Genomic DNA, 23,389 nt, shown 5'->3' on the forward strand with positions numbered 1-23,389 from the left:
ACCAGCATGAGCAAACCGGACAGCATCACACTTGCACTCTCCAGACGTCTGCTGTCGCGCCTCGAACCCTGGCGCGCTGCAGTCGCCTGGCGCGTCGCATTCTCAGGTGGGCTCGATTCCACTGTCCTGCTTCACCTGCTGGCGGAACTTGCCAGGGTTCACGCGCTTCCTCCGCTGACCGCTGTTCACGTCAACCATGGCCTTCAGGCGGTGGCTGCTTCGTGGCCGGTGCATTGCCGGCAGATGTGTCAGATTCTGGGGGTGCCGATGGAGGTCATCGACGTCCAGGTGCGCCCCGGCGCGAGCCTCGAACAAGCCGCGCGTGACGCTCGTTACGCCGCGTTCAACTCAACCCTCGGGCCCGGCGAGGTGCTGCTTACCGCCCAGCACCGTGACGATCAGGCCGAGACGCTGCTGTTCCGTCTGCTGCGTGGCGCCGGGGTGCGCGGGCTGGCCGCGATGCCGGCGCAGCGTCCTTTGGGCGCAGGACAGTTGTTTCGGCCGCTGCTGGATGAATCTCGCGCCACCCTCGAGGCTTATGCCCGGGAACAGGGGTTGAGCTGGATCGAGGACCCGAGCAACAAAGACAGCCGCTTCTCGCGCAACTACCTGCGCAGTCATGTACTGCCGCTGGTGACAACGCGCTGGCCGCAAGCGATCGCAAGCATGGCCCGCAGCGCCGCGCATCTGGCCGAAGCCCAGCAGTTGCTGGACGAGCTGGCGGTGCAGGACCTCGCACTCGCTGACACGCCATGCCCCTGGCCGTGGCTCGACATGCCCTCCCTTGAACTGGCGCCGCTCGAAGCGCTGTCACCCGCCCGACAACGCAACGCACTGCGCCACTGGCTGGCGCCGCTCACTCGATTGCCGGACACCGATCACTGGGTGGGCTGGGATTCGTTGCGCGACGCCGGGCCGGACGGTCGCCCCATCTGGCGACTGGCCGAGGGTCAGATGCACCGAGCCGAAGGGCGTATCTGGTGGCTGTCGGGGATCTGGCTGAAAAACGTCGCCGGCTCGCAGCACTGGTCCATGGCGTCGCAACCTCTCGCGCTGCCGGGCAACGGCATGCTGCAGATCCTCGGCGCTGCGCCTGCGGGTGGCTTGCATGTGCACTACCGCCAGGGCGGCGAAACTTTCGATGTGCCGGACAGAGGCCGACGCGACCTGAAAAGGCTGCTCAACGAGAAGGGCGTGCCGGTTTTTCTGCGCGGCCGATTGCCGCTGTTGTACCGCGGCGAGCAATTATTGGCCGTGGCAAACCTTCCGGGACTGGACGCCAGCCCCCGTGGCGACTGGCGATTGCACTGGTTGCCACCGACGAATGACCAAAGTTTGAGCTGAAAGGGCCTTTCCGGTAGACTACGCTCCCTTCTTGATACAGCTTATGTCGATCCTTCCGGAACGACGCAAGTTGCCGATTACCAGCCAGTTTTTACTGGACGATTCTCAAAAATGTGGCAAACCACGGACAGACCTTTTCAAGGCCGGTCGCTGACTTGGGCGCGACAGATTCGAAGATCCACAGTGAAACACGCAGGTTGTCGGGGGCTTCGGCCTTCCTTCGCTTTCCCCGGCGGCTCTGACCGCTTTAACGCAGACTTCTAGGGTTTTTCATGACGCGCTACATCTTCGTCACGGGCGGTGTTGTTTCTTCATTGGGGAAAGGCATCGCCTCGGCTTCATTGGCGGCCATCCTGGAGGCGAGGGGACTTAAGGTCACCATGCTCAAGCTGGACCCCTACATCAACGTCGATCCCGGCACCATGAGCCCGTTCCAGCACGGTGAGGTGTTCGTCACCCACGACGGCGCCGAGACTGACCTGGACCTGGGTCACTACGAGCGTTTCATTCGCACCACCATGACCCAGAACAACAACTTCACCACCGGCCGTGTGTACGAACACGTCCTGCGCAAAGAGCGCCGTGGTGATTATCTGGGCGCGACCATTCAGGTGATCCCGCACATCACCGACGAAATCAAGCGTCGCATCATCAAGGGCGCCGGCGATGCCGACGTCGCCATGGTCGAAATCGGCGGCACCGTGGGCGACATCGAGTCGCAACCGTTCCTCGAGGCGATCCGTCAGCTGCGTTTCGAAGTGGGCGCCAAGCGCGCCATGCTTATGCACCTGACACTGGTTCCGTACATTGCCACCGCGGGCGAAACCAAGACCAAACCGACTCAGCATTCGGTCAAGGAACTGCGTTCGATCGGCCTGCAGCCAGACGTACTGGTCTGCCGTTCCGACCACCCGATCGACATTTCTTCGCGCCGCAAAATCGCGCAGTTTACCAACGTTGAAGAGCGCGCGGTCATCGCCCTCGAAGACGCCGACACCATCTACAAGATCCCGGGCATCCTGCATTCCCAGGGCCTTGACGATTTCGTCGTCGAGCGCTTCGGCCTGCAGTGCGGCAGTGCCGACCTGTCCGAGTGGGAAAAGGTCGTCGACGCCAAACTCAATCCGGAACACGAAGTCACCATCGCGATGGTCGGCAAGTACATGGAGCTGCTGGACGCTTACAAGTCGCTGATCGAAGCGATGAGTCACGCCGGCATCAGCAACCGTACCAAGGTCAATCTGCGCTACATCGATTCCGAAGACATCGAGAATCAGGGCACCGGCCTGCTCGAAGGCGTCGACGCGATTCTCGTCCCGGGCGGCTTCGGTCTGCGCGGCGTCGAGGGCAAGATCACGGCCGTGCAGTTTGCTCGCGAAAACAAGGTGCCTTACCTGGGCATCTGCTTGGGCATGCAGGTGGCAGTCATCGAGTTCGCACGTAACGTGCTGGGCTGGAAAGACGCCAACTCCACCGAGTTTGATCGCGCCAGCCAGCACCCGGTCGTCGGTCTGATCACCGAATGGGAAGACGCCACCGGTGCTGTCGAAACCCGTACCGAAACCTCGGACCTGGGCGGCACCATGCGTCTGGGCGCGCAGGAATGCCTGCTGGAACCGGGTTCTCTGGTGCACGATTGCTACGCCAACGACGTCATCGTCGAGCGCCATCGCCACCGTTATGAAGTGAACAACAATCTGCTGCCGCAACTGGTCGAGGCCGGTCTGAAAATCTCCGGTCGTTCCGGTGACGGCGCGCTGGTTGAAGTGGTCGAGTCCCCTGACCATCCTTGGTTCGTGGCCTGCCAGTTCCACCCCGAGTTCACCTCTACGCCGCGCGATGGCCACCCGTTGTTCAGTGGTTTCGTCAAGGCAGCGCTTGCTCAACACCAGAAGAACGGCTGATAGGGATTTATCACATGGCACAGAAAATCATCCGCGTCGGCTCGATCGACATCGCCAACGACAAGCCTATGGTTCTGTTCGGCGGCATGAACGTCCTCGAGTCGCGTGACATGGCGATGCAGGTCTGTGAAGAATACGTGCGAGTGACCGAGAAACTCGGCATTCCGTACGTGTTCAAGGCCAGCTTCGACAAGGCCAACCGTTCCTCGGTGACCTCCTATCGCGGCCCGGGCCTTGAAGAAGGCATGCGGATTTTCCAGGACATCAAGCAAGCCTTCGGCGTGCCGATCATCACCGACGTGCACGAGCCTGAGCAGGCCGCTGCCGTGGCGGAGGTCTGCGACATCATTCAGTTGCCGGCTTTCCTGTCCCGTCAGACCGATCTGGTCGTGGCCATGGCCAAGACCGGCGCCGTGATCAACATCAAGAAAGCCCAGTTCCTCGCGCCCCACGAGATGAAACACATCCTGGCCAAGTGCGTCGAAGCGGGTAACGATCAGTTGATCCTCTGCGAGCGCGGTTCGAGCTTCGGCTACAACAACCTGGTTGTCGACATGCTCGGTTTCGGCATCATGAAATCATTCGAATACCCGGTGTTCTTCGACGTGACCCACGCCCTGCAGATGCCAGGTGGTCGCTCCGATTCCGCCGGTGGCCGTCGTGCCCAGGTGACCGATCTGGCCAAGGCCGGCATGAGCCAGGGCCTGGCCGGTCTGTTTCTGGAAGCCCACCCGGATCCGGACAACGCCAAGTGCGACGGTCCCTGCGCCCTGCGCCTGGACAAGCTGGAGCCGTTCCTGGCCCAGCTCAAGGCGCTCGACGAACTCGTTAAAAGCTTCCCGACGATCGAAACGGCGTAAAACCCGCTTCTCCGGCGCCGAGCCCTCCGGTAGAGTGCCGTTCGTTGTTTTCCCGACCAAAGGGTCGGGAAAATTGTCGTTTCAGGGCCTGCCCGTTGTCCTAGAGCCCTGAGACGCCGAATCGTTTTCCCAGCTGCGTCGTTTTCGTCAATCTTGGAGTGTTAACAACAATGGCAAAAATCGTCGACATCAAAGGTCGTGAAGTTCTCGACTCCCGTGGCAATCCCACCGTGGAAGCAGACGTGCTCCTCGACAACGGCATCATCGGCAGCGCTTGCGCGCCGTCCGGTGCTTCCACCGGCTCGCGTGAAGCGCTCGAGCTGCGTGATGGCGACAAGAGCCGTTACATGGGCAAGGGCGTTCTGAAAGCCGTGGCCAACATCAATGGCCCGATCCGCGACCTGCTGCTGGGCAAAGACCCGGTTGACCAGAAAGCCCTGGATCACGCGATGATTCAGCTGGACGGCACCGAGAACAAAGCCAGCCTGGGCGCCAACGCGATCCTCGCCGTGTCCCTGGCCGCTGCCAAGGCCGCCGCTCAGGACCAGGATCTGCCGCTGTACGCGCACATCGCGAATCTGAACGGCACGCCGGGTGTTTACTCGATGCCGGTCCCGATGATGAACATCATCAATGGTGGCGAGCACGCTGATAACAACATCGACATCCAGGAATTCATGATTCAGCCGGTGGGCGCCAAGACCTTCTCCGAAGGCCTGCGCTGGGGCACCGAGATTTTCCACCACCTCAAAGCGGTTTTGAAAGCACGTGGCCTGAACACTGCCGTGGGTGACGAAGGTGGCTTCGCGCCGAACCTGAACTCCAACGGCGACGCGCTGGACGCCATCGCCGAAGCCGTTGCCAACGCGGGCTACAAACTGGGCACCGACGTGACCCTGGCGCTGGACTGCGCCGCGAGCGAGTTCTACAAGAACGGCAAATACGTGCTGAGCGAAGAAGGCGAGTACGATTCTGCCGGTTTCGCCGACTACCTAGCTGACCTGGTCAGCAAGCACCCGATCATCTCCATCGAAGACGGTCTGGACGAGTCGGACTGGGATGGCTGGAAAGTCCTCACCGACAAGATCGGCGACAAGATCCAGCTGGTGGGCGACGACCTGTTCGTGACCAACACCAAGATCCTGAAAGAAGGCATCGACAAGAAGATCGGTAACTCGATCCTGATCAAGTTCAACCAGATCGGTACGCTGACCGAAACGCTGGAAGCTATCCAGATGGCCAAGGCCGCGGGTTACACCGCCGTGATCTCGCACCGTTCCGGCGAAACCGAAGACTCCACCATTGCCGACCTGGCCGTGGGTACTGCGGCTGGCCAGATCAAGACCGGTTCGTTGAGCCGTTCCGACCGTATCGCCAAGTACAACCAGCTGCTGCGTATCGAAGAGCAACTGGGCGCCAAAGCGGTGTACCGTGGTCGCGGCGAGTTTCGCGGCTGATCGCAAAGATGGTAAAAAGGCAGCAGGCGTTGTAGGAGAAGTCACTGAAGCGTGACCTCTCTTGTCGTCCTGATCCATGAGCCCGGTGACCACCGGGCTTATGGGCATTTGAAATGGTCGGTTTTGCTGTCTTTATTCGCCGGGTAACAGATATTCACAATGCGCAGTCCTAACTGGTTGTTCCTCGTTCTGCTTTTGATGCTCGCTGGCTTGCAGTATCGCCTATGGGTAGGTAATGGCAGTCTCGCGCAGGTGGCCAGTCTGACTCAGCAAATCGCCGATCAACATGCCGAAAACGATGCTCTGCTGGAGCGCAACCGAGTCCTCGACGCGGAAGTGCTGGAGCTGAAAAAAGGCCTCGAAACCGTTGAAGAGCGTGCCCGTCATGAATTGGGCATGGTCAAGGACGGCGAAACCCTTTATCAGTTGGCACAGTGACGTTGGTGTAATGACTCAATCCCTTCCTGCCTTCTGGGCAGTGATTCCCGCAGCGGGCGTTGGCGCGCGCATGGCGGCAGACCGCCCCAAGCAATACCTGCAACTGGGCGGCCTCACGATTCTTGAACACAGCCTGCTTTGCTTTCTCGATCACCCCCAGCTCAAGGGCCTGGTGGTCAGTCTGGCTGTGGATGACCCTTATTGGCCGACGTTGCCTTGCGCGCTGGATTCCCGCATCCAGCAGGTCGCAGGCGGCAAGGAGCGTGCGGACTCGGTGCTCAATGCGCTGCTGCACCTGCACGCCAACGGCGCCGATGACAACGATTGGGTGCTGGTGCATGACGCCGCGCGCCCGAATCTGGCGCGTTCGGACCTCGATAATCTGCTGGGCGAGCTGGCGCATGATCCGGTCGGCGGCCTGTTGGCGGTGCCGGCAAAAGACACCCTCAAGCGCGCCGATGCCAATGGCCGCGTCACCGAAACCGTGGATCGCAGCCTGATCTGGCAGGCCTATACGCCGCAGATGTTTCGTCTGGGTGCGCTGCACCAGGCGCTGGCGGACAGCCTGGTGTCGAATGTGGCGATCACCGATGAAGCCTCGGCGATCGAATGGGCCGGGCAATCGCCGCGTCTGATTGAAGGGCGCGCCGACAACATCAAGGTCACCCGCCCGGAAGACCTCGAGTGGCTGCGCCAGCGAAGGGTCGAATTCAACGGCTGATCCGCCTACAGGCTGTATTCCTCCCGCGACGCCAAGCCCGCCTTCAGATAATCCACCAGCTTTCTCACCTTGGGCGACAGATGCCGCTGCTGCGGGTACAGCGCCCAGACGGCGGTGTTCGGCGGCTGGTGGGCATCCAGTAACGACACCAGCGCACCGCGCTTGAGATGCTCCAGCACGTAGTAATCCGGGAGCTGACACAGCCCGACCCCGCGCAATGCCGCATCCAGCACCGCCTGCCCGCTGTTGCAGCGCCAGTTGCCCTGCACCCGCTGGGAAAATTCCCGCCCGTTTTGTTGCAACTGCCAGCTGTCCGAGCTGCCGATCAGGCAATTGTGTCGTGCCAGTTCCGACACGCTGTGGGGCCGGCCATACCGTTCGAGATAAGCGGGGGAGGCGCACAGGTACATCTTGCGCGGCGCCAGTCGTGCAGCCACCAGTCGTGATTCCTGCAAGCGGCCCAGACGGATCGCCAGGTCCAGGCCTTCATGCACCAGGTCCAGCGTGTTGTTGGTCAGCTCGATGTCAACGCGCAGTTGCGGGTATTCCTCCATGAAACGTGTCACCAGCGGGGCGATGAACCTTTCGCCGTACGCCACGGCGCAGGTCATCCGTAGCAGCCCCTTCGGCTCGCTGGTCAGGTCGGTGACCGCACGCAGCGCTTCTTCGCGTCCGTCCTGCAAGCGCTGGCAGTGATGCAGAAACGTCTGACCGGCTTCGGTCAGAGCGACTTTTCGGGTGCTGCGATAGAGCAGTCGCGTCTGCAAGCGCTCTTCCAGTCGCGCGATCTGGCGGCTGATGTGCGATGACGACACCCCAAGCCGCTCAGCCGCGGCGGTGAACTGCCCGCACTCGGCAACGGCGACGAACTCGTCCAGACCTTCCCAGCGACTGACCTGCATCAATTGTCCCTACACAGCATTAATGTTTTGCTTTCAGGTGGATTATTCATCAGTCAGCACTGCATTACACTCCGGGCTCGTATTTATTTAGCTGGAGATCATGATGATCAAGTCACGTGCTGCCGTTGCCTTCGCGCCCAATGAACCACTGCAGATCGTCGAAGTGGACGTTGAGGCCCCGAAAGCCGGCGAAGTGTTGATCCGTACCGTCGCATCCGGCGTGTGCCACACCGATGCCTACACCTTGTCCGGTGCGGATTCCGAAGGCGTCTTCCCGTGCATCCTCGGTCACGAAGGTGGGGGCGTCGTCGAGGCTATCGGTGAGGGCGTGACCTCCCTCGCCGTGGGCGACCACGTCATTCCGCTGTACACCGCCGAATGCCGCGAGTGCAAATTCTGCAAGTCCGGCAAGACCAACCTCTGCCAGAAAGTCCGCGCTACCCAAGGCAAAGGCCTGATGCCCGACGGCGCCACCCGCTTCAGCTACAACGGCCAGCCGATCTACCACTACATGGGCTGCTCGACGTTCTCCGAATACACCGTAGTGCCGGAAATCTCTCTGGCAAAAATCCCCAAAGAAGCGCCGCTGGAGAAGGTCTGCCTGCTGGGTTGCGGTGTCACCACCGGTATCGGTGCGGTCCTGAACACGGCCAAGGTCGAAGAGGGCGCCACTGTGGCAGTCTTCGGCCTCGGCGGTATCGGCCTGGCGGCGATCATCGGCGCAAAAATGGCCAAGGCCTCCCGCATCATCGCGGTCGACATCAACCCGTCCAAATTCGATGTAGCCCGTGAACTGGGGGCGACCGAGTTCGTCAATCCCAAAGATCACGACAAGCCGATTCAGGAAGTGATCGTCGAAATGACCGACGGCGGCGTGGATTACAGCTTCGAGTGCGTAGGTAACGTGAACTTGATGCGTGCGGCGCTGGAATCGTGCCACAAGGGCTGGGGCGAATCAGTGATCATCGGCGTCGCTGGCGCAGGTCAGGAAATCTCCACCCGTCCGTTCCAGCTGGTCACCGGTCGCGTCTGGCGCGGTTCGGCCTTCGGCGGCGTCAAAGGCCGCACCGAACTGCCGAGCTACGTCGAAAAAGCGCAGACCGGCGAAATCCCGCTGGACACCTTCATCACCCACACCATGGGCCTGGACCGGATCAATGAAGCCTTCGACCTGATGCACGAAGGCAAAAGCATCCGTACCGTCATTCATTTCTGAGGAGCAGCGGCAAGCTCCAGGCTGTAAGCCGCAAGAACGTCGTGTCATGACCTCTTGCCGCTCGAGGCTTGAAGCTTGCCGCCCGGAGAAGCCCATGAGTCTGGAAAACATCTCGTGCCAGAAAAGCTTCGGCGGCTGGCACAAGCGTTACAAACATCACTCCGATGTGCTCGGCTGCGACATGGTGTTCGCGGTGTATCTGCCGCCGCAGGCAGAGCAGGGCGGCAAGCTGCCGGTGGTCTACTGGCTGTCGGGGCTGACCTGCACCGATGAGAACTTCATGCAGAAGGCCGGTGCGCTGCGCGTGGCGGCGGAACTGGGGCTGATCATCGTGGCGCCAGACACCAGCCCGCGCGGCGCCGACGTGCCAGATGATCCGGACAAGGCCTACGACTTCGGCCTGGGCGCCGGCTTTTATCTGAACGCCACCGAGCAGCCGTGGGCGCGGCACTATCGCATGTACGATTATGTGATCAGCGAGCTGCCCGCGTTGATCGAGGCGCACTTTCCGGCCTCGGACAAGCGCAGCATCAGCGGGCACTCCATGGGTGGCCATGGCGCGCTGGTCGGTGCATTGCGCAATCCCGGCCGCTACCAATCGGTGTCGGCGTTCTCGCCCATCTGCAACCCGATGGATTGTCCTTGGGGACAGAAGGCCTTCTCTCGCTATCTGGGCGAAGACCGTTCGCGCTGGCGTGAATGGGACGCCAGCGTGCTCATTGCCGAGGCCACCGAGCGCTTGCCTCTGCTGGTGGACCAGGGCGATCGCGACGATTTCCTCGGCAATCAGCTCAAGCCGGAATCGTTGGTTCAGGCGGCGAAGGCGGCCGGTCATCCTCTGGAATTGCGCATGCAGCCGGGGTACGACCACAGCTATTACTTCATCGCCAGCTTCATCGAAGACCACTTGCGCCATCACGCCCGAGCCCTGGCCGGCTGAAGTCCTCGCCCTCAATTGCAGCGTCACGGGCAATTGAGCGCGGGCCGACCCTAATGTCGGTCAAAGTAGGTAGAATCACGCCCTGACTTTTTCAGGGCGTTTTTTTATGCGTATTGGCCACGGCTACGATGTGCACCGTTTCGCTGAAGGCGATTTCATTACCTTGGGCGGCGTGCGGATTGCGCACACGTCGGGTTTGCTCGCGCATTCCGATGGCGATGTAGTGCTGCATGCGCTGAGCGATGCCCTGCTGGGTGCTGCCGCGCTGGGCGACATCGGCAAGCATTTCCCGGACACCGATCCGCAATTCAAGGGCGCCGACAGCCGGGTTCTGCTTCGTCATGTGCTCAAGCAAGTGCAGGCAAAGGGCTGGAATGTCGGCAACGTCGACGCGACGATCGTTGCCCAGGCGCCGAAGATGGCCCCCCACATCGAAAGCATGCGCGCCTTGATTGCCGAAGACCTGCAAGTCGACATCGACCAGATCAACGTCAAGGCGACCACCACTGAAAAGCTGGGCTTCACCGGCCGCGAAGAAGGCATCGCCGTGCACGCCGTCGCGTTGTTGATCAGCGCATGACCGAGCTCGAACTTCTGGGCCCGAGAGCTTACGGCGACCCACTGGGTACTGCTGTGCTGAAGGCCACTGCCGAAGACTTTCAGGTCGATGAAGTCCTCGACATTCCGCTGTCCGGGGATGGCGAGCACCTGTGGTTGTGGGTTGAAAAACGCGGCTTGAATACCGAGGAAGCCGCCCGGCGTCTAGCCAAGGCGGCCGGCGTGCCGTTGCGAACCGTCGCCTACGCCGGTTTGAAGGATCGCCAGGCGTTGACCCGTCAGTGGTTCAGCATTCAGCTGCCGGGCAAGGCCGATCCGGACATGTCAGTGGCTGAAAACGATTCGCTGAAGATCCTCGATAGCAAACGCCACAAGCGCAAGCTGCAACGGGGCGCCCACGCCGCCAATGGCTTCACGTTGCGTTTGACACAGTTGCAGGCCGACAAGGCCGGGCTCGACGCACGTCTTGAATCGATCAAACAACACGGCATCCCCAACTATTTCGGTGCCCAACGCTTTGGCTACGAGGGCGGGAATCTGGGTGAGGCCCGTCACTACGCTGAGCGTCAGGCCCTGCCCGAGCAGCGCAATGTGCGCTCTCGACTGTTATCCACTGCGCGCAGTTACCTCTTCAATCAGGTCTTGGCGGCGCGGGTCGCCGATGGCAGCTGGCAACGGGCGCAAGTGGGCGATCTGCTGGCCTTCACCGACAGCCGCAGTTTCTTCCCTGCTGGCGAAGCCGAGTGCAGTGACCCGCGACTGGCGATCCTCGATCTGCACCCGACCGGGCCGCAGTGGGGCGAGGGCGATTCCCCGGCTGCAGGCGCCACCGCAGCGCTTGAAAACAGCATCGCCGCGCGGGAGGCGTCGCTCTGTAACTGGTTGATAAAAGCGGGAATGGAGCACGAACGGCGCATCCTGCGACTGCCCATCGGGCGGTTGACGTGGCATTATCCCGAGCCTGACATTCTGCAACTGGAATTCGTCCTGCCGGCCGGATGCTTCGCCACCGCATTGGTGCGTGAACTCGTCGATCTCGCGCCGGCAGGGCAGACGGACAGCTCATGCATATTCTGATTTCAAATGATGACGGGGTTATGGCCCCCGGGCTGGCTGCGCTGCATGGCGCGCTGGCCGGGTACGCCGAGTGCGTGGTGATTGCGCCCGATCAAGACAAGAGCGGCGCGAGCAGTTCGCTGACGCTGGACCGGCCCTTGCACCCGCACACCCTGGACAACGGCTTCATCAGCCTCAACGGCACGCCCACCGATTGCGTCCACCTCGGACTCAACGGCTTGCTGCCCGATGAGCCGGACATGGTTGTTTCGGGGATCAACCTCGGCGCCAACCTGGGTGACGATGTGCTGTATTCGGGCACCGTTGCTGCGGCGCTGGAAGGTCGTTTTCTGCAACGCCCGTCATTTGCCTTTTCATTTTTGTCACGTCAGGTCGATAACCTGGCAACCGCTGCGCATTACGCGCGGCTTCTGGTCGAAGCCCATGAACGCCTCGACCTTCCACCCCGTACCGTATTGAATGTGAATATCCCTAACCTGCCGCTGGCACATGTGCGCGGAATTCAGCTGACCCGTCTTGGCCATCGCACCCGTGCGGCGGCGCCTGTGCGCGTGGTCGATCCGCGCGGGAAGGCCGGTTACTGGATTGCTGCCGCAGGAGATGCCGAAGACGGCGGGCCGGGCACCGATTTCCACGCCGTGATGCAGGGTTATGTGTCGATCACCCCGTTGCAGCTGGATCGTACTTATCAGGACGGTTTCAACAGCCTGAACGCATGGCTGGAGGGAATGGCCTGATGTCGCGTGAGCAAGATGATCTGTTACGACGTGGCGTGGGAATGACTTCCCAGCGTACCCGCGAGCGTCTGATTCAACGGTTGTGCGAAGAAGGTATCGCCAACACCCAGGTGCTGGACGTCATTCGCAAGACCCCTCGACACCTGTTTGTCGACGAGGCCCTCGCGCACCGCGCGTACGAAGACACCGCGCTGCCGATCGGCAACAACCAGACGATCTCCCAGCCTTACATGGTGGCGCGCATGAGCGAGCTGCTGTTGGCGGCGGGCCCGCTGGATAAAGTGCTGGAGATCGGCACCGGCTCGGGTTACCAGACCGCCGTGCTGGCGCAACTGGTGGAGCGGGTTTTCTCCGTTGAGCGGATCAAGGTGCTGCAGGATCGCGCAAAGGAACGCCTCGTCGAGCTGAACCTGCGCAACATGGTGTTTCGTTGGGGCGATGGCTGGGAAGGCTGGCCGGCGCTCGCGCCTTACAACGGGATCATTGTCACCGCGGTTGCTACCGACGTGCCTCAGGCCTTGCTGGACCAACTGGCACCCGGCGGTCGTCTGGTGATTCCGGTGGGGTCGGGTGAGGTGCAGCAACTGATGCTGATCATTCGTGAGGAAAACGGTTTCTCTCGCCATGTGCTGGGCGCCGTTCGTTTCGTCCCGTTGCTCAACGGACCATTGGCTTAATCGCTATTTTGCGAAGGCAATGAATTCCACAAGACGCAGCCGGTCTACAGGCTGGCGTTTTGCAACGATGCTTCGGCCTACTGCCGCAGCGCCGTCTCACACCAAGTTTTTCATGGCTGCCTGGTCTTTTCACGACGCAGGGCAGTTTCTTCTTCAGTCACCGGTAAAGGGAGTGGCGGGTGAGTCTCACAGTCATTCGGCAGCGTAGTTCTTCAACAAGTTTTCAGCGTCTGGTGATTGGAGTTGCCCTGAGTATCCTTCTGGTCGGCTGCTCCAGCACGCCATCGGGCGGCGTGCGGGTTGTCGACCGAAACGGCAAGTCGACGGTGCCGACACGTCAGCCGGTCACCACAGGTCAGTACGTCGTGAAGCGCGGCGACACGCTGTTTTCCATTGCATTCCGTTACGGCTGGGACTGGAAAGCGCTGGCCGCACGCAACAATATCCCAGAGCCATTCACCATTCATGTGGGTCAGACGATCCGTTTCGACGGGCGCGCCAGCTCGCCGTCCACGGCCGTGGCTTCTGGCTCGGCCAGCGTTCCGCAGACCACCACGAGCAGTTCGACATCGCCTTCCGGGTCGCTGAAAACCACCGTGATTTCAAGGCCCGTAGGCGCTGTCGCCGCCACGACGCCACCGCCGACCAGCAACTCGACGACCACGCCGGTCAACACAACCGTGGTCACCGGCGCCCGCTCTCCGAGCGGCTGGACATGGCCAACAAGCGGCGTTTTGATCAGCAAGTTCTCTTCAAACGGTAGTTTGAATAAAGGAATTGATATCGCTGGTGATTTGGGACAGCCTGTTTTGGCCGCGTCTGATGGGACCGTGGTATACGCCGGGAGTGGATTAAGGGGCTACGGCGAGTTGGTCATCATCAAACACAGCGATACCTACGTCAGTGCATACGGACATAACCGTCGGCTCTTGGTTCGGGAGGGACAACAGGTCAAGGCAGGGCAAAGTATTGCCGAGATGGGCTCAACGGGGACTGACCGGGTGAAACTGCATTTCGAGATTCGCCGCCAGGGTAAACCAGTAGATCCACTGGAATTCTTGCCACGTCGCTGATCGGTTGTCAGCCTGTTCCTGCGTAGAGGGGACAGGCTCAAGTGCTGCCATGGAAGAAGGCGTCACTGGAGCTTGAGGTCGAACTCACCAAAGGACTATAACAATGGCTCTCAGCAAAGAAGTGCCGGAGTTTGACATAGACGACGAGGTCCTCCTGATGGAGCCCGTAATCGTCCTGGATTCTGCAACGGATGAGAAGCCAGCTACACCTTCTGTTCGTGCAAAACCGAAAAACTCTGCAGCGCTCAAACAGCATAAGTACATTGACTACACGCGGGCACTGGATGCTACGCAGCTGTATCTCAATGAAATCGGTTTTTCCCCCCTGCTCTCCCCGGAAGAAGAAGTCCACTTTGCGCGACTGTCGCAAAGCGGCGATCCGGCTGGGCGCAAACGCATGATTGAGAGCAATCTGCGGCTGGTCGTGAAAATCGCCAGACGCTACGTCAATCGTGGTCTGTCATTGCTGGACCTGATCGAGGAGGGCAACCTGGGCCTCATTCGAGCGGTCGAAAAATTCGATCCGGAGCGCGGATTCCGGTTCTCTACCTACGCCACCTGGTGGATCCGTCAGACCATCGAGCGCGCGATCATGAACCAGACGCGCACGATCCGCCTGCCGATTCATGTGGTCAAAGAGCTCAACGTCTACCTGCGCGCCGCGCGGGAGCTGACGCAGAAGCTGGACCACGAACCCTCTCCCGAAGAAATCGCCAACCTGCTGGAGAAGCCGGTCGGTGAGGTCAAGCGCATGCTGGGCCTCAACGAGCGCGTGTCCTCGGTAGATGTGTCTCTGGGGCCTGACTCCGACAAAACGCTGCTCGACACGCTCACTGACGATCGTCCTACCGACCCGTGCGAGTTGCTTCAGGACGATGATCTCTCCCAGAGCATCGATCAGTGGCTGTCCGAGTTGACCGACAAGCAGCGTGAAGTCGTTGTTCGTCGTTTCGGGCTGCGCGGGCATGAAAGCAGCACGCTGGAAGACGTCGGACTGGAAATCGGCCTGACCCGCGAGCGTGTACGCCAGATTCAAGTGGAAGGGTTGAAGCGCCTTCGCGAGATTCTCGAGAAGAATGGCTTGTCCAGCGAGTCACTCTTTCAATAAGCGTAGAAACTTGGCGTAAGTTACATCGAGCAACACGAAAGCCCCGACGAGTCGGGGCTTTTTTTATGTCGGTTGAAGGTGGTTTTGATGGAGTTCCCATGACAGCGATTTGATGGGCCAACGTTCGTTTTCACAATCAGGTAAGTGATGCTTACTCAGGCTGTAAGCCGTTTCTTACGCGTAATGTGAGTTATCGTCTCTTCTTTGGCGGATCATGTCTCCGTCAGTTGCAAGTCAGTCGCTATCTCTCTGATTCAATTGATAATTTTAAGAGAGTGTCAGCCAGTGTCTGAATTTTCCTGAAAACTCTCGGGCCTTGCCCTGACGGTTTAAATCACTAAGATCAGTCCTGTACCGACGGATTGGTACAGGCGGTCAAGGACGACTGCTCAAGGACATCGCAGGATGCGATTCATCAGGATGATGAAAAAGGATTGAAGGGATTATGGAAAAAATGTGGGCGGGTCAAACCGCCCCTTTTTTTCGCCTGCTGAAAAGTGAGGCCGTTTGGAGGCCCAACGCAAAAAGGCCCCGAAGGGCCCTTTTTATCAGCAAGCGCTTAGCGCTCCAGATCGGCTATCTTGCCGGTCTTGCCATCCCACTGCGCCGCATCCGGCAGCGCGTCTTTGCGTTCCGTGATGTTGGGCCAGACGTCAGCCAGCTCTGCGTTCAGCTGAATGAAATTCTCCATACCGGCCGGAATCTCGTCTTCCGAGAAGATCGCGTTCGCAGGGCATTCAGGCTCGCACAGGGCGCAGTCGATGCACTCGTCCGGGTGAATCACCAGGAAGTTCGGGCCTTCGTAAAAGCAGTCCACCGGACAGACTTCTACGCAGTCGGTGTACTTGCACTTGATGCAGTTGTCGGTGACGACGAAGGTCATTTCTAATTCTCTCCTCAGGCGGCGGCAGCAAGGCCGTTCAGTCCGGCTTGCCAGGTACGGGACGTCCCCCGGCCGTAAAACTCAGCTTCTCGAGCAACGCGGCAGGCAAGGTGTCCTGCGCGGCGATGTCCGACCTTGGTTCGCTGCGTTCAAACGCGGCCAGGTGCGCTGTAAAGCCAGGCTAAAAGCTCACAGCGTCCCGAACCGCGCGGGATTCTAACAGCTTGTTACGAATGACGTTAGATGCGTGTCTTCATCGAATACAACAACTCAAGCGCCTGTCGCGGCGTCAGGTCGTCGATCTTCAGGTTCGACAACTCGTCCAGAACAGGGTGCGGCAAACTTGCGAACATATCGCTCTGCATCGGCAGCGGCGGTTTGCCCGGCTTGGCCTTGGGCTGTTCGTGGGGCAGGCTGGTGGTCTCCAGACGCAACAGATGCTCCTTGGCCCGCGTGATGACGCGCCCCGGCACGCCCGCCAGTTGCGCCACGGCAAGACCATAACTCTGACTCGCCGGGCCCGGCAGCACGCGATGCAGGAACACAATGCGCTCGTTGTGCTCGGTGGCATTCAGATGCACGTTAGCCACCAGCGGCTCGCTCTCCGGCAACACGGTCAGCTCGAAGTAATGCGTCGCGAACAGCGTGTACGCGCGCAGCTGGGCGAGGCATTCCGCCGCAGCCCACGCCAGGGAAAGCCCGTCGAAGGTGCTGGTGCCGCGTCCGACTTCATCCATCAGCACCAGACTTTTGTCGGTGGCGTTGTGCAGGATGTTCGCCGTCTCGCTCATCTCCACCATGAAGGTGGAGCGTCCGCCGGCCAGGTCATCACTTGAGCCGATACGCGTGAAGATACGGTCGACCAGCGAAAGCTCGCAGCTCGCCGCCGGCACGAAGCTGCCGATATGCGCCAGCAACACGATCAAAGCGGTCTGGCGCATGTAGGTGGATTTACCGCCCATGTTAGGACCGGTGATCACCAGCATGCGCGTGTTGTCATTGAGGTCCAGGTCGTTGGCCACGAACGGCGACGACAAGACCTGCTCCACCACCGGGTGACGACCTTGCTCGATGCGCATGCACGGCTCGTCGGTGAAGCGCGGACGGTTGAGGTCCAGGTTCAGCGCGCGCTCGGCCAGGTTACTCAGCACATCCAGCTCCGCCAGCGCGGCGGCGGTGTCCTGCAGCGGCGCCAAGTGACCGATCAAGTCTTCCAGCAGCGTCTCATAGAGCATCTTTTCCCGAGCCAGCGCGCGGCTCTTGGCCGATAACGCCTTGTCTTCGAATTCCTTGAGCTCCGGGGTGATAAAGCGCTCGGCACCTTTAAGCGTCTGGCGGCGGATGTAATCGGCCGGCGCCTGCTCCGCCTGCTTGCTCGGCAGTTCGATGAAGTAGCCGTGCACGCGGTTGTAGCCGACCTTGAGGTTAGCCAGCCCGGTGCGCGCCTTCTCCCGGGTTTCCAGATCGATGAGGAACTGCCCGGCGTTCTCGCTCAGGGACAGCAACTCGTCGAGCTCGGCGTCGTAACCGGTTTTCAGTACGCCGCCGTCGCGAATCACCGCAGGCGGGTTGTCAATGATCGCGCGTTGCAGAAGGTCGGCCAGCTCCGGGTAAGTGCTCGCGGTTTTCGCCAGTTGCTGGATGTGCGGCGCTTCAAGCTCGGCCAGTGCCAGCTGCAACTCGGGCAGTGCGCTTAGGGCATCACGCAGCCGCGCCAGGTCTCGCGGGCGGGCGTTGCGCAGGCCGATACGCGCGAGAATGCGCTCGATGTCGCCAATCTCTTTCAGCTGCGGCTGCAGGTTCTCGAAGCGGTAGCGCTCAAGGAAGCAGCCAATCGACTCTTGGCGGGCCTGCAGGATATTTAGATCGCGCAGTGGGCGGTTCAGCCAGCGGGTCAGCAGGCGCGTGGCCATGGCGGTCTGGCAGCGATCCATCACCGACTGCAGCGTGTTGTCGCGCCCGCCCGCCAGGTTGGTGTCGAGTTCCAGATTGCGGCGGCTGGCGCCGTCCAGAATCACCGTGTCGTCGAGACGCTCATGGCGCAGGCTGCGCAGGTGCGGCAAGGCCGTGCGCTGGGTTTCCTTGGCGTAACCCAGCAGGCAGCCGGCCGCGCCGATCGCCAGGGTCAGGTTCTCGCAGCCGAAGCCTTTCAGATCTTGGGTGGAGAACTGCTGGCACAGGCTTTTGTGCGCCGAATCGCGTTCGAAATCCCAGGGCGCGCGACGACGGGCACCGCGGCGTTTTTCCGCCGGTAGCCCTTGCGGCCAGTCATCGGGAATCAGCAGCTCCACCGGGTTGATACGCTCAAGTTCGGCCAGCAGGTTTTCCCAGCCCTTGATTTCCAGCACGGTGAAATTGCCGCTGGTGATGTCCAGCACGGCGAGCCCGAACAGGCGCTCGTCGCCCAGTACGGCGGCGATCAGGTTGTCCCGACGCTCGTCCAGCAAGGCTTCGTCGCTGACGGTCCCCGGCGTGATGATGCGCACCACCTGACGATCAACCGGTCCTTTGCTGGTCGCCGGATCGCCGATCTGTTCGCAGATGACCACCGACTCGCCCAGTTTCACCAGCTTGGCCAGATAGCCTTCCGCCGCGTGATAGGGGATGCCGCACATGGGAATGCTTTGCCCCGCTGACTGGCCGCGCGCGGTCAACGTGATGTCGAGCAGCTTGGCCGCCTTCTTGGCGTCTTCGTAGAAGATCTCGTAGAAGTCACCCATGCGATAGAACATCAGCTGGTCGGGGTGCTGATTTTTCAGCCGCCAGTATTGCTGCATCATCGGGGTGTGCGAGGAGAGGTCGGAAATTGCTTTATTCATCAGTTATTTAGGCAAATTCTGTAGGAGGTTGAGGCAAGTTTCGGGCGACAAAAGGGATTCCACCTACGTGGCCCGACGTCATATCCGATTGCTTTTGCGATGGCGGCAAGGTTACCACGCACGCTCTCGGGCCGCAGGTCCGGCTGATTCGTCACGGCGCGTTTCCGAACCGACACGAAGCGCTTCGAGCTGGCTAGGATGTCGAGCACCGCCCGACTGGAGGCGGCATCATCGACAAGGATTGCCCTATGCAACGCAAGCGAGGACGAGATTCAACCAACGGCCGTTTCATCCCTCTGGAGGAGGCCAAGCGACGTCCACGGGAGACCATCGTGGAAACCGTCAAGAAACCCTGCCCCGAAAAACCGGAGCGCAAATAAGTGTCTTGCAGGCGTGATCCGGATTCAGGTCGCGTCTGTGTTGCACATCCATCCTGCTGGTGTAGCGTGTCTGCTTTGCCTCGACCGATACGGAGAACCCCTTTGGACGATATCACCCACCTGGCAGCAACCCTGGGTCAGCAACTGTTGGCAGCGGGCGCGCAGGTCAGTACGGCCGAATCCTGCACCGGAGGCGGCATCGCTGAAGCCATCACCCGTATCCCCGGAAGTTCGGCCTGGTTCGAGGCCGGGTATGTCACCTACTCCAACCGGCAGAAGACCCGACAACTGGCGGTGCCGGAAGCGTTGTTCGCCCAGGTCGGCGCCGTCAGCCGCGAAGTGGTCGAAGCCATGGCCAGGGGTGCGCAGGCCAACAGCGGTGCGCAGTTTTCGGTCGCGGTCAGTGGGGTGGCCGGGCCGGACGGGGGCTCCGCGGAGAAACCTGTCGGTACGGTGTGGGTCTGCTGGGGCGTGGCGGAACGATTGATCGCCGAGCGCTTTCTATTTGCAGGTGACCGTGATGCGGTCCGCCGACAAACGGTGAGCGCCGCGCTAGAGGGGCTTGTACGCCTCTCTCGCGGAGAAATACCAAATCAGGGGTAGGCGCGCGTCAGACCCTGTGGAATAATACTGGCTACTTATACAGTTATATCGGCCGTCAAGGCCTAACCTATTACGAGAGGATTCAATGGACGACAACAAGAAGAAAGCCTTGGCTGCGGCCTTGGGTCAGATCGAGCGTCAGTTCGGCAAAGGTGCCGTAATGCGCATGGGTGACCATGACCGCCAGGCTATTCCTGCTATCTCCACCGGCTCGCTGGGTCTCGATATCGCACTCGGTATCGGTGGCCTGCCAAAAGGCCGGATCGTTGAAATCTACGGCCCGGAATCTTCGGGTAAAACCACCCTCACTCTGTCCGTCATCGCAGAAGCCCAGAAAATGGGCGCCACCTGCGCATTCGTCGACGCCGAGCACGCGCTCGATCCAGAGTACGCCGGCAAGCTGGGCGTCAACGTCGATGACCTGCTGGTTTCCCAGCCAGATACCGGCGAACAGGCCCTCGAAATCACCGACATGCTGGTGCGCTCGAACGCGATCGACGTCATCGTCGTCGACTCCGTGGCCGCTCTGGTACCAAAAGCTGAAATCGAAGGCGAAATGGGCGACATGCACGTCGGCCTGCAAGCCCGACTGATGTCCCAGGCGCTGCGCAAGATCACCGGTAACATCAAGACAGCCAACTGCCTCGTTATCTTCATCAACCAGATCCGTATGAAGATCGGCGTGATGTTCGGCAGTCCGGAAACCACTACCGGCGGTAACGCATTGAAGTTCTACGCGTCGGTTCGTCTGGACATCCGCCGTACAGGCGCGGTCAAGGAAGGCGACGAAGTCGTCGGTAGCGAAACCCGCGTCAAGGTCGTCAAGAACAAGGTGGCCCCACCGTTCCGTCAGGCTGAGTTCCAGATTCTCTACGGCAAGGGCATCTACCGTAACGGCGAGATCATCGACCTCGGCGTGCTGCACGGTCTGCTGGAGAAGTCCGGCGCCTGGTACAGCTACCAAGGCAGCAAGATCGGTCAGGGTAAAGCCAACTCCGCGAAGTTCCTGGCTGACAACCCGGAAATCGGCACCACCCTCGAAAGGCAGATTCGCGAGAAACTGCTGACTGCAGCGCCTGATGTGAAGGCTCAATCGTCCCGCGTAGCGGCAGACGATGTGGCTGAAGTCGAAGCTGACGCGGACATCTGATCCCCGCCATGCCGGCTGTGCTTGATACGCCCGTCGCTGTAAGGCGTACTGCAATGGACCTGCTCGCACGACGCGAGCATGGTCGTGTCGAGCTGACGCGCAAACTGCGTCAGCGCGGCGCTCCCCCCGAATTGATTGACGCAGCGCTCGACCGTTTGACGGAAGAGGGGCTGCTGTCCGAATCCCGATACCTCGAAAGCTTCGTTTCCTACCGTGCCCGTTCTGGCCACGGCCCTTTGCGAATTCGCGAAGAGCTGGGGCAGCGCGGTTTGCCGCGTCCGGACATTGAACAGGCGTTGCGTGAGTGCGGCGTCGACTGGTGGGAGAAGCTGGAAGCGCTGTGGCAGCGCAAGTTCAGCGGCCAGTTGCCCAGAGATGCCCGCGAACGTGGGCAGCAGATGCGCTTTCTGAGTTATCGCGGATACCCGCCCGAGCTGATTGGTCGTTTGCTGAGTGGCAAGGGCAACGACGACTGACGCTTGATCTGCCTGAAGGCGCGCAGACGCGCCCTCAGGCATTCACCCTCACATCGATTTCACAGGCTGGGTATGCTGAGAAGGTGCAGGTGTCGCCCAGTTCTCCTCCAGATTTATGCAGTCCACCAATTCGCGCAAGCGGCCATGGTTGCGGCCGTTGAACGCGAACGCCAGACGCGTGAGATGGCTGAACTGCGCTTCGTCATATTCGTCCTGATGGCCGTATTGTTGGAAGTCCCCACTTAACCGCAGATCGGCAAACCTGTCCTGCAGGGCTTCCAGCGCCTGTTCGCTCAAGGCGTGATGCATGCGGATGACAAAGGTATTCTTCAGCCAGCGGCTGGAGTGGAAGTTGCTGTAGAAGCGGTTGATCTCGGCGACGGCCTCATCGGCGCTGTACACCAGCTTCATCAGGTTCATGTCCGTGGGCAGAATGTATTTGTTCGCCTCCAGCTCACTTTTGATGAAACCGAGAGCGCCTTCCCAGAACGTGCCGCCCGGAGCATCCAGCAGCACGATGGGAACCAGCGGGCTTTTGCCGGTCTGGATCAGCGTCAGCACTTCCAGTGCTTCATCAAGGGTGCCAAAACCACCGGGGCAGAGCACCAGCGCATCGGCCTCTTTGACGAAAAACAGCTTGCGCGTGAAGAAGAAGTGGAACGGCAGCAGATTCCCGGTGCCATCCACGGTCGCATTGGCGTGCTGCTCGAACGGCAGGGTGATGTTGAAGCCCAGGCTGTGATCCAGGCCGGCGCCTTCGTGGGCCGCGGCCATGATCCCGCCACCGGCGCCGGTGATGACCATCAGGTCGGAGGCTGCCAGTTGCTTGCCCAGTTCACGGGCCAGCGCATAAACAGGATGTTCCAAAGGGGTACGGGCGGAACCGAACACGGTGACCTTGCGCCGGCCTTTGAATCGTTCGAGCACCCGGAAGGCATTCTCCAGCTCGCGCAGCGCTTGCAGGGTGATTTTGGCATTCCAGCGATTCAGGTCGTCCTGGGCCATGCGCAGGACGGTCAGAATCATGTCGCGGTAGAGCGGAAGGTTGGGGCTTTCCGGGGCGACCGAACCGAGGAGTTCTTCGACTTTGGGGGTGAGGTCGATTCCGTTGCTCTGAAAGTGTTGAGACAACGCGTCACTGGGTACGTACGGCATTCACGCTTTCTCCTTCTGCAGAATCATTGACCGCCGCTAGGTGGCGGGATCGCGACGCGTCATGCGTCGGCGTGCGCAGCGCATCCGAAGGAAAGGGAGGCATCAGACCTGCGCGGCGCCCGATTCTGGGCTAATCCGTGGTTGAAAAGAGAAAACATTGATGGCAACCGGCGCCGCAGGCAACCCTTTCTTGCATGCAAAATGTGATGAGGCATCAGGGGCACGGCGAAACGAAAAGCAGGCACCAGGATCAGCGATCAGGCGGCGCGCGAAAAGTGCTGAGTGGCGGGGATTTGAATAGTGGAAGTATCGGGGAGGGGAGAGCAAGACTGCGCGTTGAAAGGATTTCGAAACGCGCAGCCCATAAAGCGCGTTACATCACTTCTTGTGGGCAGGGGGCTTGGCAGCGCAATCCGCCGCTTTGATTTCCTGCGTCGTGATGAGCTTGTTGGTTTTGTATTCGGTGAACTGGTAACGCAGGATCGCGCCCTTGGCCATCAGCTGACGATAACCGGCATTGCGGCACACGCTACCGCCCAGCTGACCGCGGACGTCGTCAGGGTTTTCGCGCATCTGAGCCGCCTGGCCAGACTGCACGCTCAGGTGGTTGATCAGCATCTTGCCTTCAACGGTGTAGCCTTCGTCGAGGATGTCTTCGTTGATGGCGCGTGGCGTACCGACACTGCTTTCCTTCGCGACTTTATCAAGCATCTGGCTCAGTTCGTAATCCTGTTTGGACGCCGCGTTGGCGCACAGTGGAGCGACGAGCAAAAGCGTGAGAGTGGGGGCGATGAGGCGCAGCATTGAATTCTCCTGGTGCGTGGACGGGTGATGCAGAGGCTGGCCGTTGGACCGGCGACATCCCGAGGCGTTCACTGGGGGAGTGAGCTCTCAAGGCCGGGCAGTATAGG

The 23,389-nt window shown here is 60.6% G+C and carries 23 protein-coding genes; 18 read left to right on the forward strand and 5 right to left on the reverse strand.

Annotated elements, in window-relative coordinates; all coding sequences use genetic code 11:
• Positions 1-6: 6 nt before the first annotated feature.
• From tilS to ispD, 6 genes are all read left to right on the forward strand, one after another.
• Positions 7-1,344 (forward strand): tRNA lysidine(34) synthetase TilS, encoded by a 1,338-nt coding sequence (gene tilS, locus AC07RO_RS09085; protein ID WP_495085868.1) that lies wholly within the window; start codon positions 7-9, stop codon positions 1,342-1,344.
• 272 nt (positions 1,345-1,616) lie between these two features.
• A complete protein-coding gene (gene pyrG, locus AC07RO_RS09090; RefSeq protein WP_192132158.1) occupies positions 1,617-3,248 on the forward strand; it encodes a CTP synthase in 1,632 nt (543 codons plus the stop codon).
• A gap of 14 nt (positions 3,249-3,262) precedes the next feature.
• Positions 3,263-4,108: a 3-deoxy-8-phosphooctulonate synthase gene (gene kdsA, locus AC07RO_RS09095; protein WP_122622970.1), complete on the forward strand. Its 846-nt coding sequence runs from the start codon at positions 3,263-3,265 to the stop codon at positions 4,106-4,108.
• Between the two features lie 170 nt (positions 4,109-4,278).
• Positions 4,279-5,565 (forward strand): phosphopyruvate hydratase, encoded by a 1,287-nt coding sequence (gene eno / locus AC07RO_RS09100; RefSeq protein ID WP_122537377.1) that lies wholly within the window; start codon positions 4,279-4,281, stop codon positions 5,563-5,565.
• A gap of 159 nt (positions 5,566-5,724) precedes the next feature.
• Complete coding sequence (ftsB, locus tag AC07RO_RS09105; protein ID WP_037014212.1) at positions 5,725-6,003, forward strand: cell division protein FtsB; 279 nt, start codon at positions 5,725-5,727, stop codon at positions 6,001-6,003.
• A 10-nt stretch (positions 6,004-6,013) separates the two neighbouring features.
• Positions 6,014-6,724, forward strand: coding sequence for a 2-C-methyl-D-erythritol 4-phosphate cytidylyltransferase (gene ispD / locus AC07RO_RS09110; RefSeq protein WP_495085869.1), 711 nt, complete (start codon positions 6,014-6,016; stop codon positions 6,722-6,724).
• Between the two features lie 5 nt (positions 6,725-6,729).
• On the opposite strand, the gene AC07RO_RS09115 is transcribed toward ispD, so the two are convergent.
• Positions 6,730-7,626 (reverse strand): LysR substrate-binding domain-containing protein, encoded by an 897-nt coding sequence (locus AC07RO_RS09115; RefSeq protein WP_495085870.1) that lies wholly within the window; start codon positions 7,624-7,626, stop codon positions 6,730-6,732.
• Positions 7,627-7,729: 103 nt separating this feature from the next.
• Between AC07RO_RS09115 and AC07RO_RS09120 the strand changes: the two genes are divergently transcribed.
• From AC07RO_RS09120 to rpoS, 8 genes are all read left to right on the forward strand, one after another.
• Positions 7,730-8,842: an S-(hydroxymethyl)glutathione dehydrogenase/class III alcohol dehydrogenase gene (locus AC07RO_RS09120; protein WP_495085871.1), complete on the forward strand. Its 1,113-nt coding sequence runs from the start codon at positions 7,730-7,732 to the stop codon at positions 8,840-8,842.
• A gap of 94 nt (positions 8,843-8,936) precedes the next feature.
• Complete coding sequence (gene fghA / locus AC07RO_RS09125) at positions 8,937-9,782, forward strand: S-formylglutathione hydrolase (RefSeq protein ID WP_122537381.1); 846 nt, start codon at positions 8,937-8,939, stop codon at positions 9,780-9,782.
• 106 nt (positions 9,783-9,888) lie between these two features.
• A complete protein-coding gene (gene ispF / locus AC07RO_RS09130) occupies positions 9,889-10,362 on the forward strand; it encodes a 2-C-methyl-D-erythritol 2,4-cyclodiphosphate synthase (RefSeq protein WP_495085872.1) in 474 nt (157 codons plus the stop codon).
• Positions 10,359-11,417, forward strand: coding sequence for a tRNA pseudouridine(13) synthase TruD (truD, locus tag AC07RO_RS09135; protein ID WP_495085873.1), 1,059 nt, complete (start codon positions 10,359-10,361; stop codon positions 11,415-11,417). The genes ispF and truD overlap by 4 nt, the downstream gene beginning before the upstream one ends.
• The gene (gene surE, locus AC07RO_RS09140) at positions 11,405-12,154 is read left to right on the forward strand and encodes a 5'/3'-nucleotidase SurE (RefSeq protein ID WP_495085874.1); all 750 of its coding nucleotides are present in this window, start codon (positions 11,405-11,407) and stop codon (positions 12,152-12,154) included. The genes truD and surE overlap by 13 nt, the downstream gene beginning before the upstream one ends.
• 41 nt (positions 12,155-12,195) lie before the next feature.
• Positions 12,196-12,831: a protein-L-isoaspartate(D-aspartate) O-methyltransferase gene (locus tag AC07RO_RS09145; RefSeq protein ID WP_172610991.1), complete on the forward strand. Its 636-nt coding sequence runs from the start codon at positions 12,196-12,198 to the stop codon at positions 12,829-12,831.
• Positions 12,832-13,010: 179 nt separating this feature from the next.
• The gene (locus AC07RO_RS09150) at positions 13,011-13,904 is read left to right on the forward strand and encodes a peptidoglycan DD-metalloendopeptidase family protein (protein WP_192170840.1); all 894 of its coding nucleotides are present in this window, start codon (positions 13,011-13,013) and stop codon (positions 13,902-13,904) included.
• Between the two features lie 103 nt (positions 13,905-14,007).
• Positions 14,008-15,012: an RNA polymerase sigma factor RpoS gene (gene rpoS / locus AC07RO_RS09155; protein WP_065989798.1), complete on the forward strand. Its 1,005-nt coding sequence runs from the start codon at positions 14,008-14,010 to the stop codon at positions 15,010-15,012.
• Positions 15,013-15,571: 559 nt separating this feature from the next.
• On the opposite strand, the gene fdxA is transcribed toward rpoS, so the two are convergent.
• Positions 15,572-15,895 carry a ferredoxin FdxA gene (fdxA, locus tag AC07RO_RS09160; RefSeq protein WP_065989796.1) on the reverse strand — a complete coding sequence of 108 codons (324 nt, stop codon included), beginning with the start codon at positions 15,893-15,895 and terminating at the stop codon, positions 15,572-15,574.
• Between the two features lie 239 nt (positions 15,896-16,134).
• Complete coding sequence (gene mutS / locus AC07RO_RS09165; protein ID WP_346625680.1) at positions 16,135-18,702, reverse strand: DNA mismatch repair protein MutS; 2,568 nt, start codon at positions 18,700-18,702, stop codon at positions 16,135-16,137.
• A gap of 260 nt (positions 18,703-18,962) precedes the next feature.
• Between mutS and AC07RO_RS09170 the strand changes: the two genes are divergently transcribed.
• From AC07RO_RS09170 to recX, 4 genes are all read left to right on the forward strand, one after another.
• Positions 18,963-19,094 (forward strand): hypothetical protein, encoded by a 132-nt coding sequence (locus tag AC07RO_RS09170; RefSeq protein WP_265386899.1) that lies wholly within the window; start codon positions 18,963-18,965, stop codon positions 19,092-19,094.
• A gap of 102 nt (positions 19,095-19,196) precedes the next feature.
• On the forward strand, positions 19,197-19,697 hold the full coding sequence (locus AC07RO_RS09175) for a CinA family protein (protein WP_423571820.1): 501 nt from the start codon (positions 19,197-19,199) through the stop codon (positions 19,695-19,697).
• Positions 19,698-19,782: 85 nt separating this feature from the next.
• The gene (gene recA, locus AC07RO_RS09180) at positions 19,783-20,847 is read left to right on the forward strand and encodes a recombinase RecA (protein ID WP_065989790.1); all 1,065 of its coding nucleotides are present in this window, start codon (positions 19,783-19,785) and stop codon (positions 20,845-20,847) included.
• 8 nt (positions 20,848-20,855) lie between these two features.
• A complete protein-coding gene (gene recX / locus AC07RO_RS09185) occupies positions 20,856-21,323 on the forward strand; it encodes a recombination regulator RecX (RefSeq protein WP_122537389.1) in 468 nt (155 codons plus the stop codon).
• Positions 21,324-21,371: 48 nt separating this feature from the next.
• Here recX and AC07RO_RS09190 read toward each other — a convergent pair whose 3' ends face one another.
• Both AC07RO_RS09190 and AC07RO_RS09195 read right to left on the reverse strand, forming a co-directional pair.
• Positions 21,372-22,478: an LOG family protein gene (locus AC07RO_RS09190; protein WP_495085875.1), complete on the reverse strand. Its 1,107-nt coding sequence runs from the start codon at positions 22,476-22,478 to the stop codon at positions 21,372-21,374.
• A 378-nt stretch (positions 22,479-22,856) separates the two neighbouring features.
• Positions 22,857-23,282 (reverse strand): quorum-sensing-regulated virulence factor family protein, encoded by a 426-nt coding sequence (locus AC07RO_RS09195; RefSeq protein ID WP_065989783.1) that lies wholly within the window; start codon positions 23,280-23,282, stop codon positions 22,857-22,859.
• Positions 23,283-23,389: the final 107 nt, after the last annotated feature.

Source organism: Pseudomonas sp. GW821-FHT07F05 (genome assembly GCF_059418765.1).

Bases quoted from the DNA above. Each gene is read 5' to 3' on its own strand.
- fghA (WP_122537381.1), top strand. From the start codon at position 8,937: ATGAGTCTGGAAAACATCTCGTGCCAGAAAAGCTTCGGCGGCTGGCAC.
- ispF (WP_495085872.1), top strand. From the start codon at position 9,889: ATGCGTATTGGCCACGGCTACGATGTGCACCGTTTCGCTGAAGGCGAT.
- recX (WP_122537389.1), top strand. From the start codon at position 20,856: ATGCCGGCTGTGCTTGATACGCCCGTCGCTGTAAGGCGTACTGCAATG.
- surE (WP_495085874.1), top strand. From the start codon at position 11,405: ATGCATATTCTGATTTCAAATGATGACGGGGTTATGGCCCCCGGGCTG.
- AC07RO_RS09190 (WP_495085875.1), bottom strand. From the start codon at position 22,478: ATGCCGTACGTACCCAGTGACGCGTTGTCTCAACACTTTCAGAGCAAC.
- AC07RO_RS09120 (WP_495085871.1), top strand. From the start codon at position 7,730: ATGATCAAGTCACGTGCTGCCGTTGCCTTCGCGCCCAATGAACCACTG.
- AC07RO_RS09115 (WP_495085870.1), bottom strand. From the start codon at position 7,626: ATGCAGGTCAGTCGCTGGGAAGGTCTGGACGAGTTCGTCGCCGTTGCC.
- rpoS (WP_065989798.1), top strand. From the start codon at position 14,008: ATGGCTCTCAGCAAAGAAGTGCCGGAGTTTGACATAGACGACGAGGTC.
- fdxA (WP_065989796.1), bottom strand. From the start codon at position 15,895: ATGACCTTCGTCGTCACCGACAACTGCATCAAGTGCAAGTACACCGAC.
- kdsA (WP_122622970.1), top strand. From the start codon at position 3,263: ATGGCACAGAAAATCATCCGCGTCGGCTCGATCGACATCGCCAACGAC.
- recA (WP_065989790.1), top strand. From the start codon at position 19,783: ATGGACGACAACAAGAAGAAAGCCTTGGCTGCGGCCTTGGGTCAGATC.
- AC07RO_RS09170 (WP_265386899.1), top strand. From the start codon at position 18,963: ATGCAACGCAAGCGAGGACGAGATTCAACCAACGGCCGTTTCATCCCT.
- eno (WP_122537377.1), top strand. From the start codon at position 4,279: ATGGCAAAAATCGTCGACATCAAAGGTCGTGAAGTTCTCGACTCCCGT.
- ispD (WP_495085869.1), top strand. From the start codon at position 6,014: ATGACTCAATCCCTTCCTGCCTTCTGGGCAGTGATTCCCGCAGCGGGC.
- AC07RO_RS09145 (WP_172610991.1), top strand. From the start codon at position 12,196: ATGACTTCCCAGCGTACCCGCGAGCGTCTGATTCAACGGTTGTGCGAA.
- AC07RO_RS09195 (WP_065989783.1), bottom strand. From the start codon at position 23,282: ATGCTGCGCCTCATCGCCCCCACTCTCACGCTTTTGCTCGTCGCTCCA.
- tilS (WP_495085868.1), top strand. From the start codon at position 7: ATGAGCAAACCGGACAGCATCACACTTGCACTCTCCAGACGTCTGCTG.
- pyrG (WP_192132158.1), top strand. From the start codon at position 1,617: ATGACGCGCTACATCTTCGTCACGGGCGGTGTTGTTTCTTCATTGGGG.
- ftsB (WP_037014212.1), top strand. From the start codon at position 5,725: ATGCGCAGTCCTAACTGGTTGTTCCTCGTTCTGCTTTTGATGCTCGCT.
- truD (WP_495085873.1), top strand. From the start codon at position 10,359: ATGACCGAGCTCGAACTTCTGGGCCCGAGAGCTTACGGCGACCCACTG.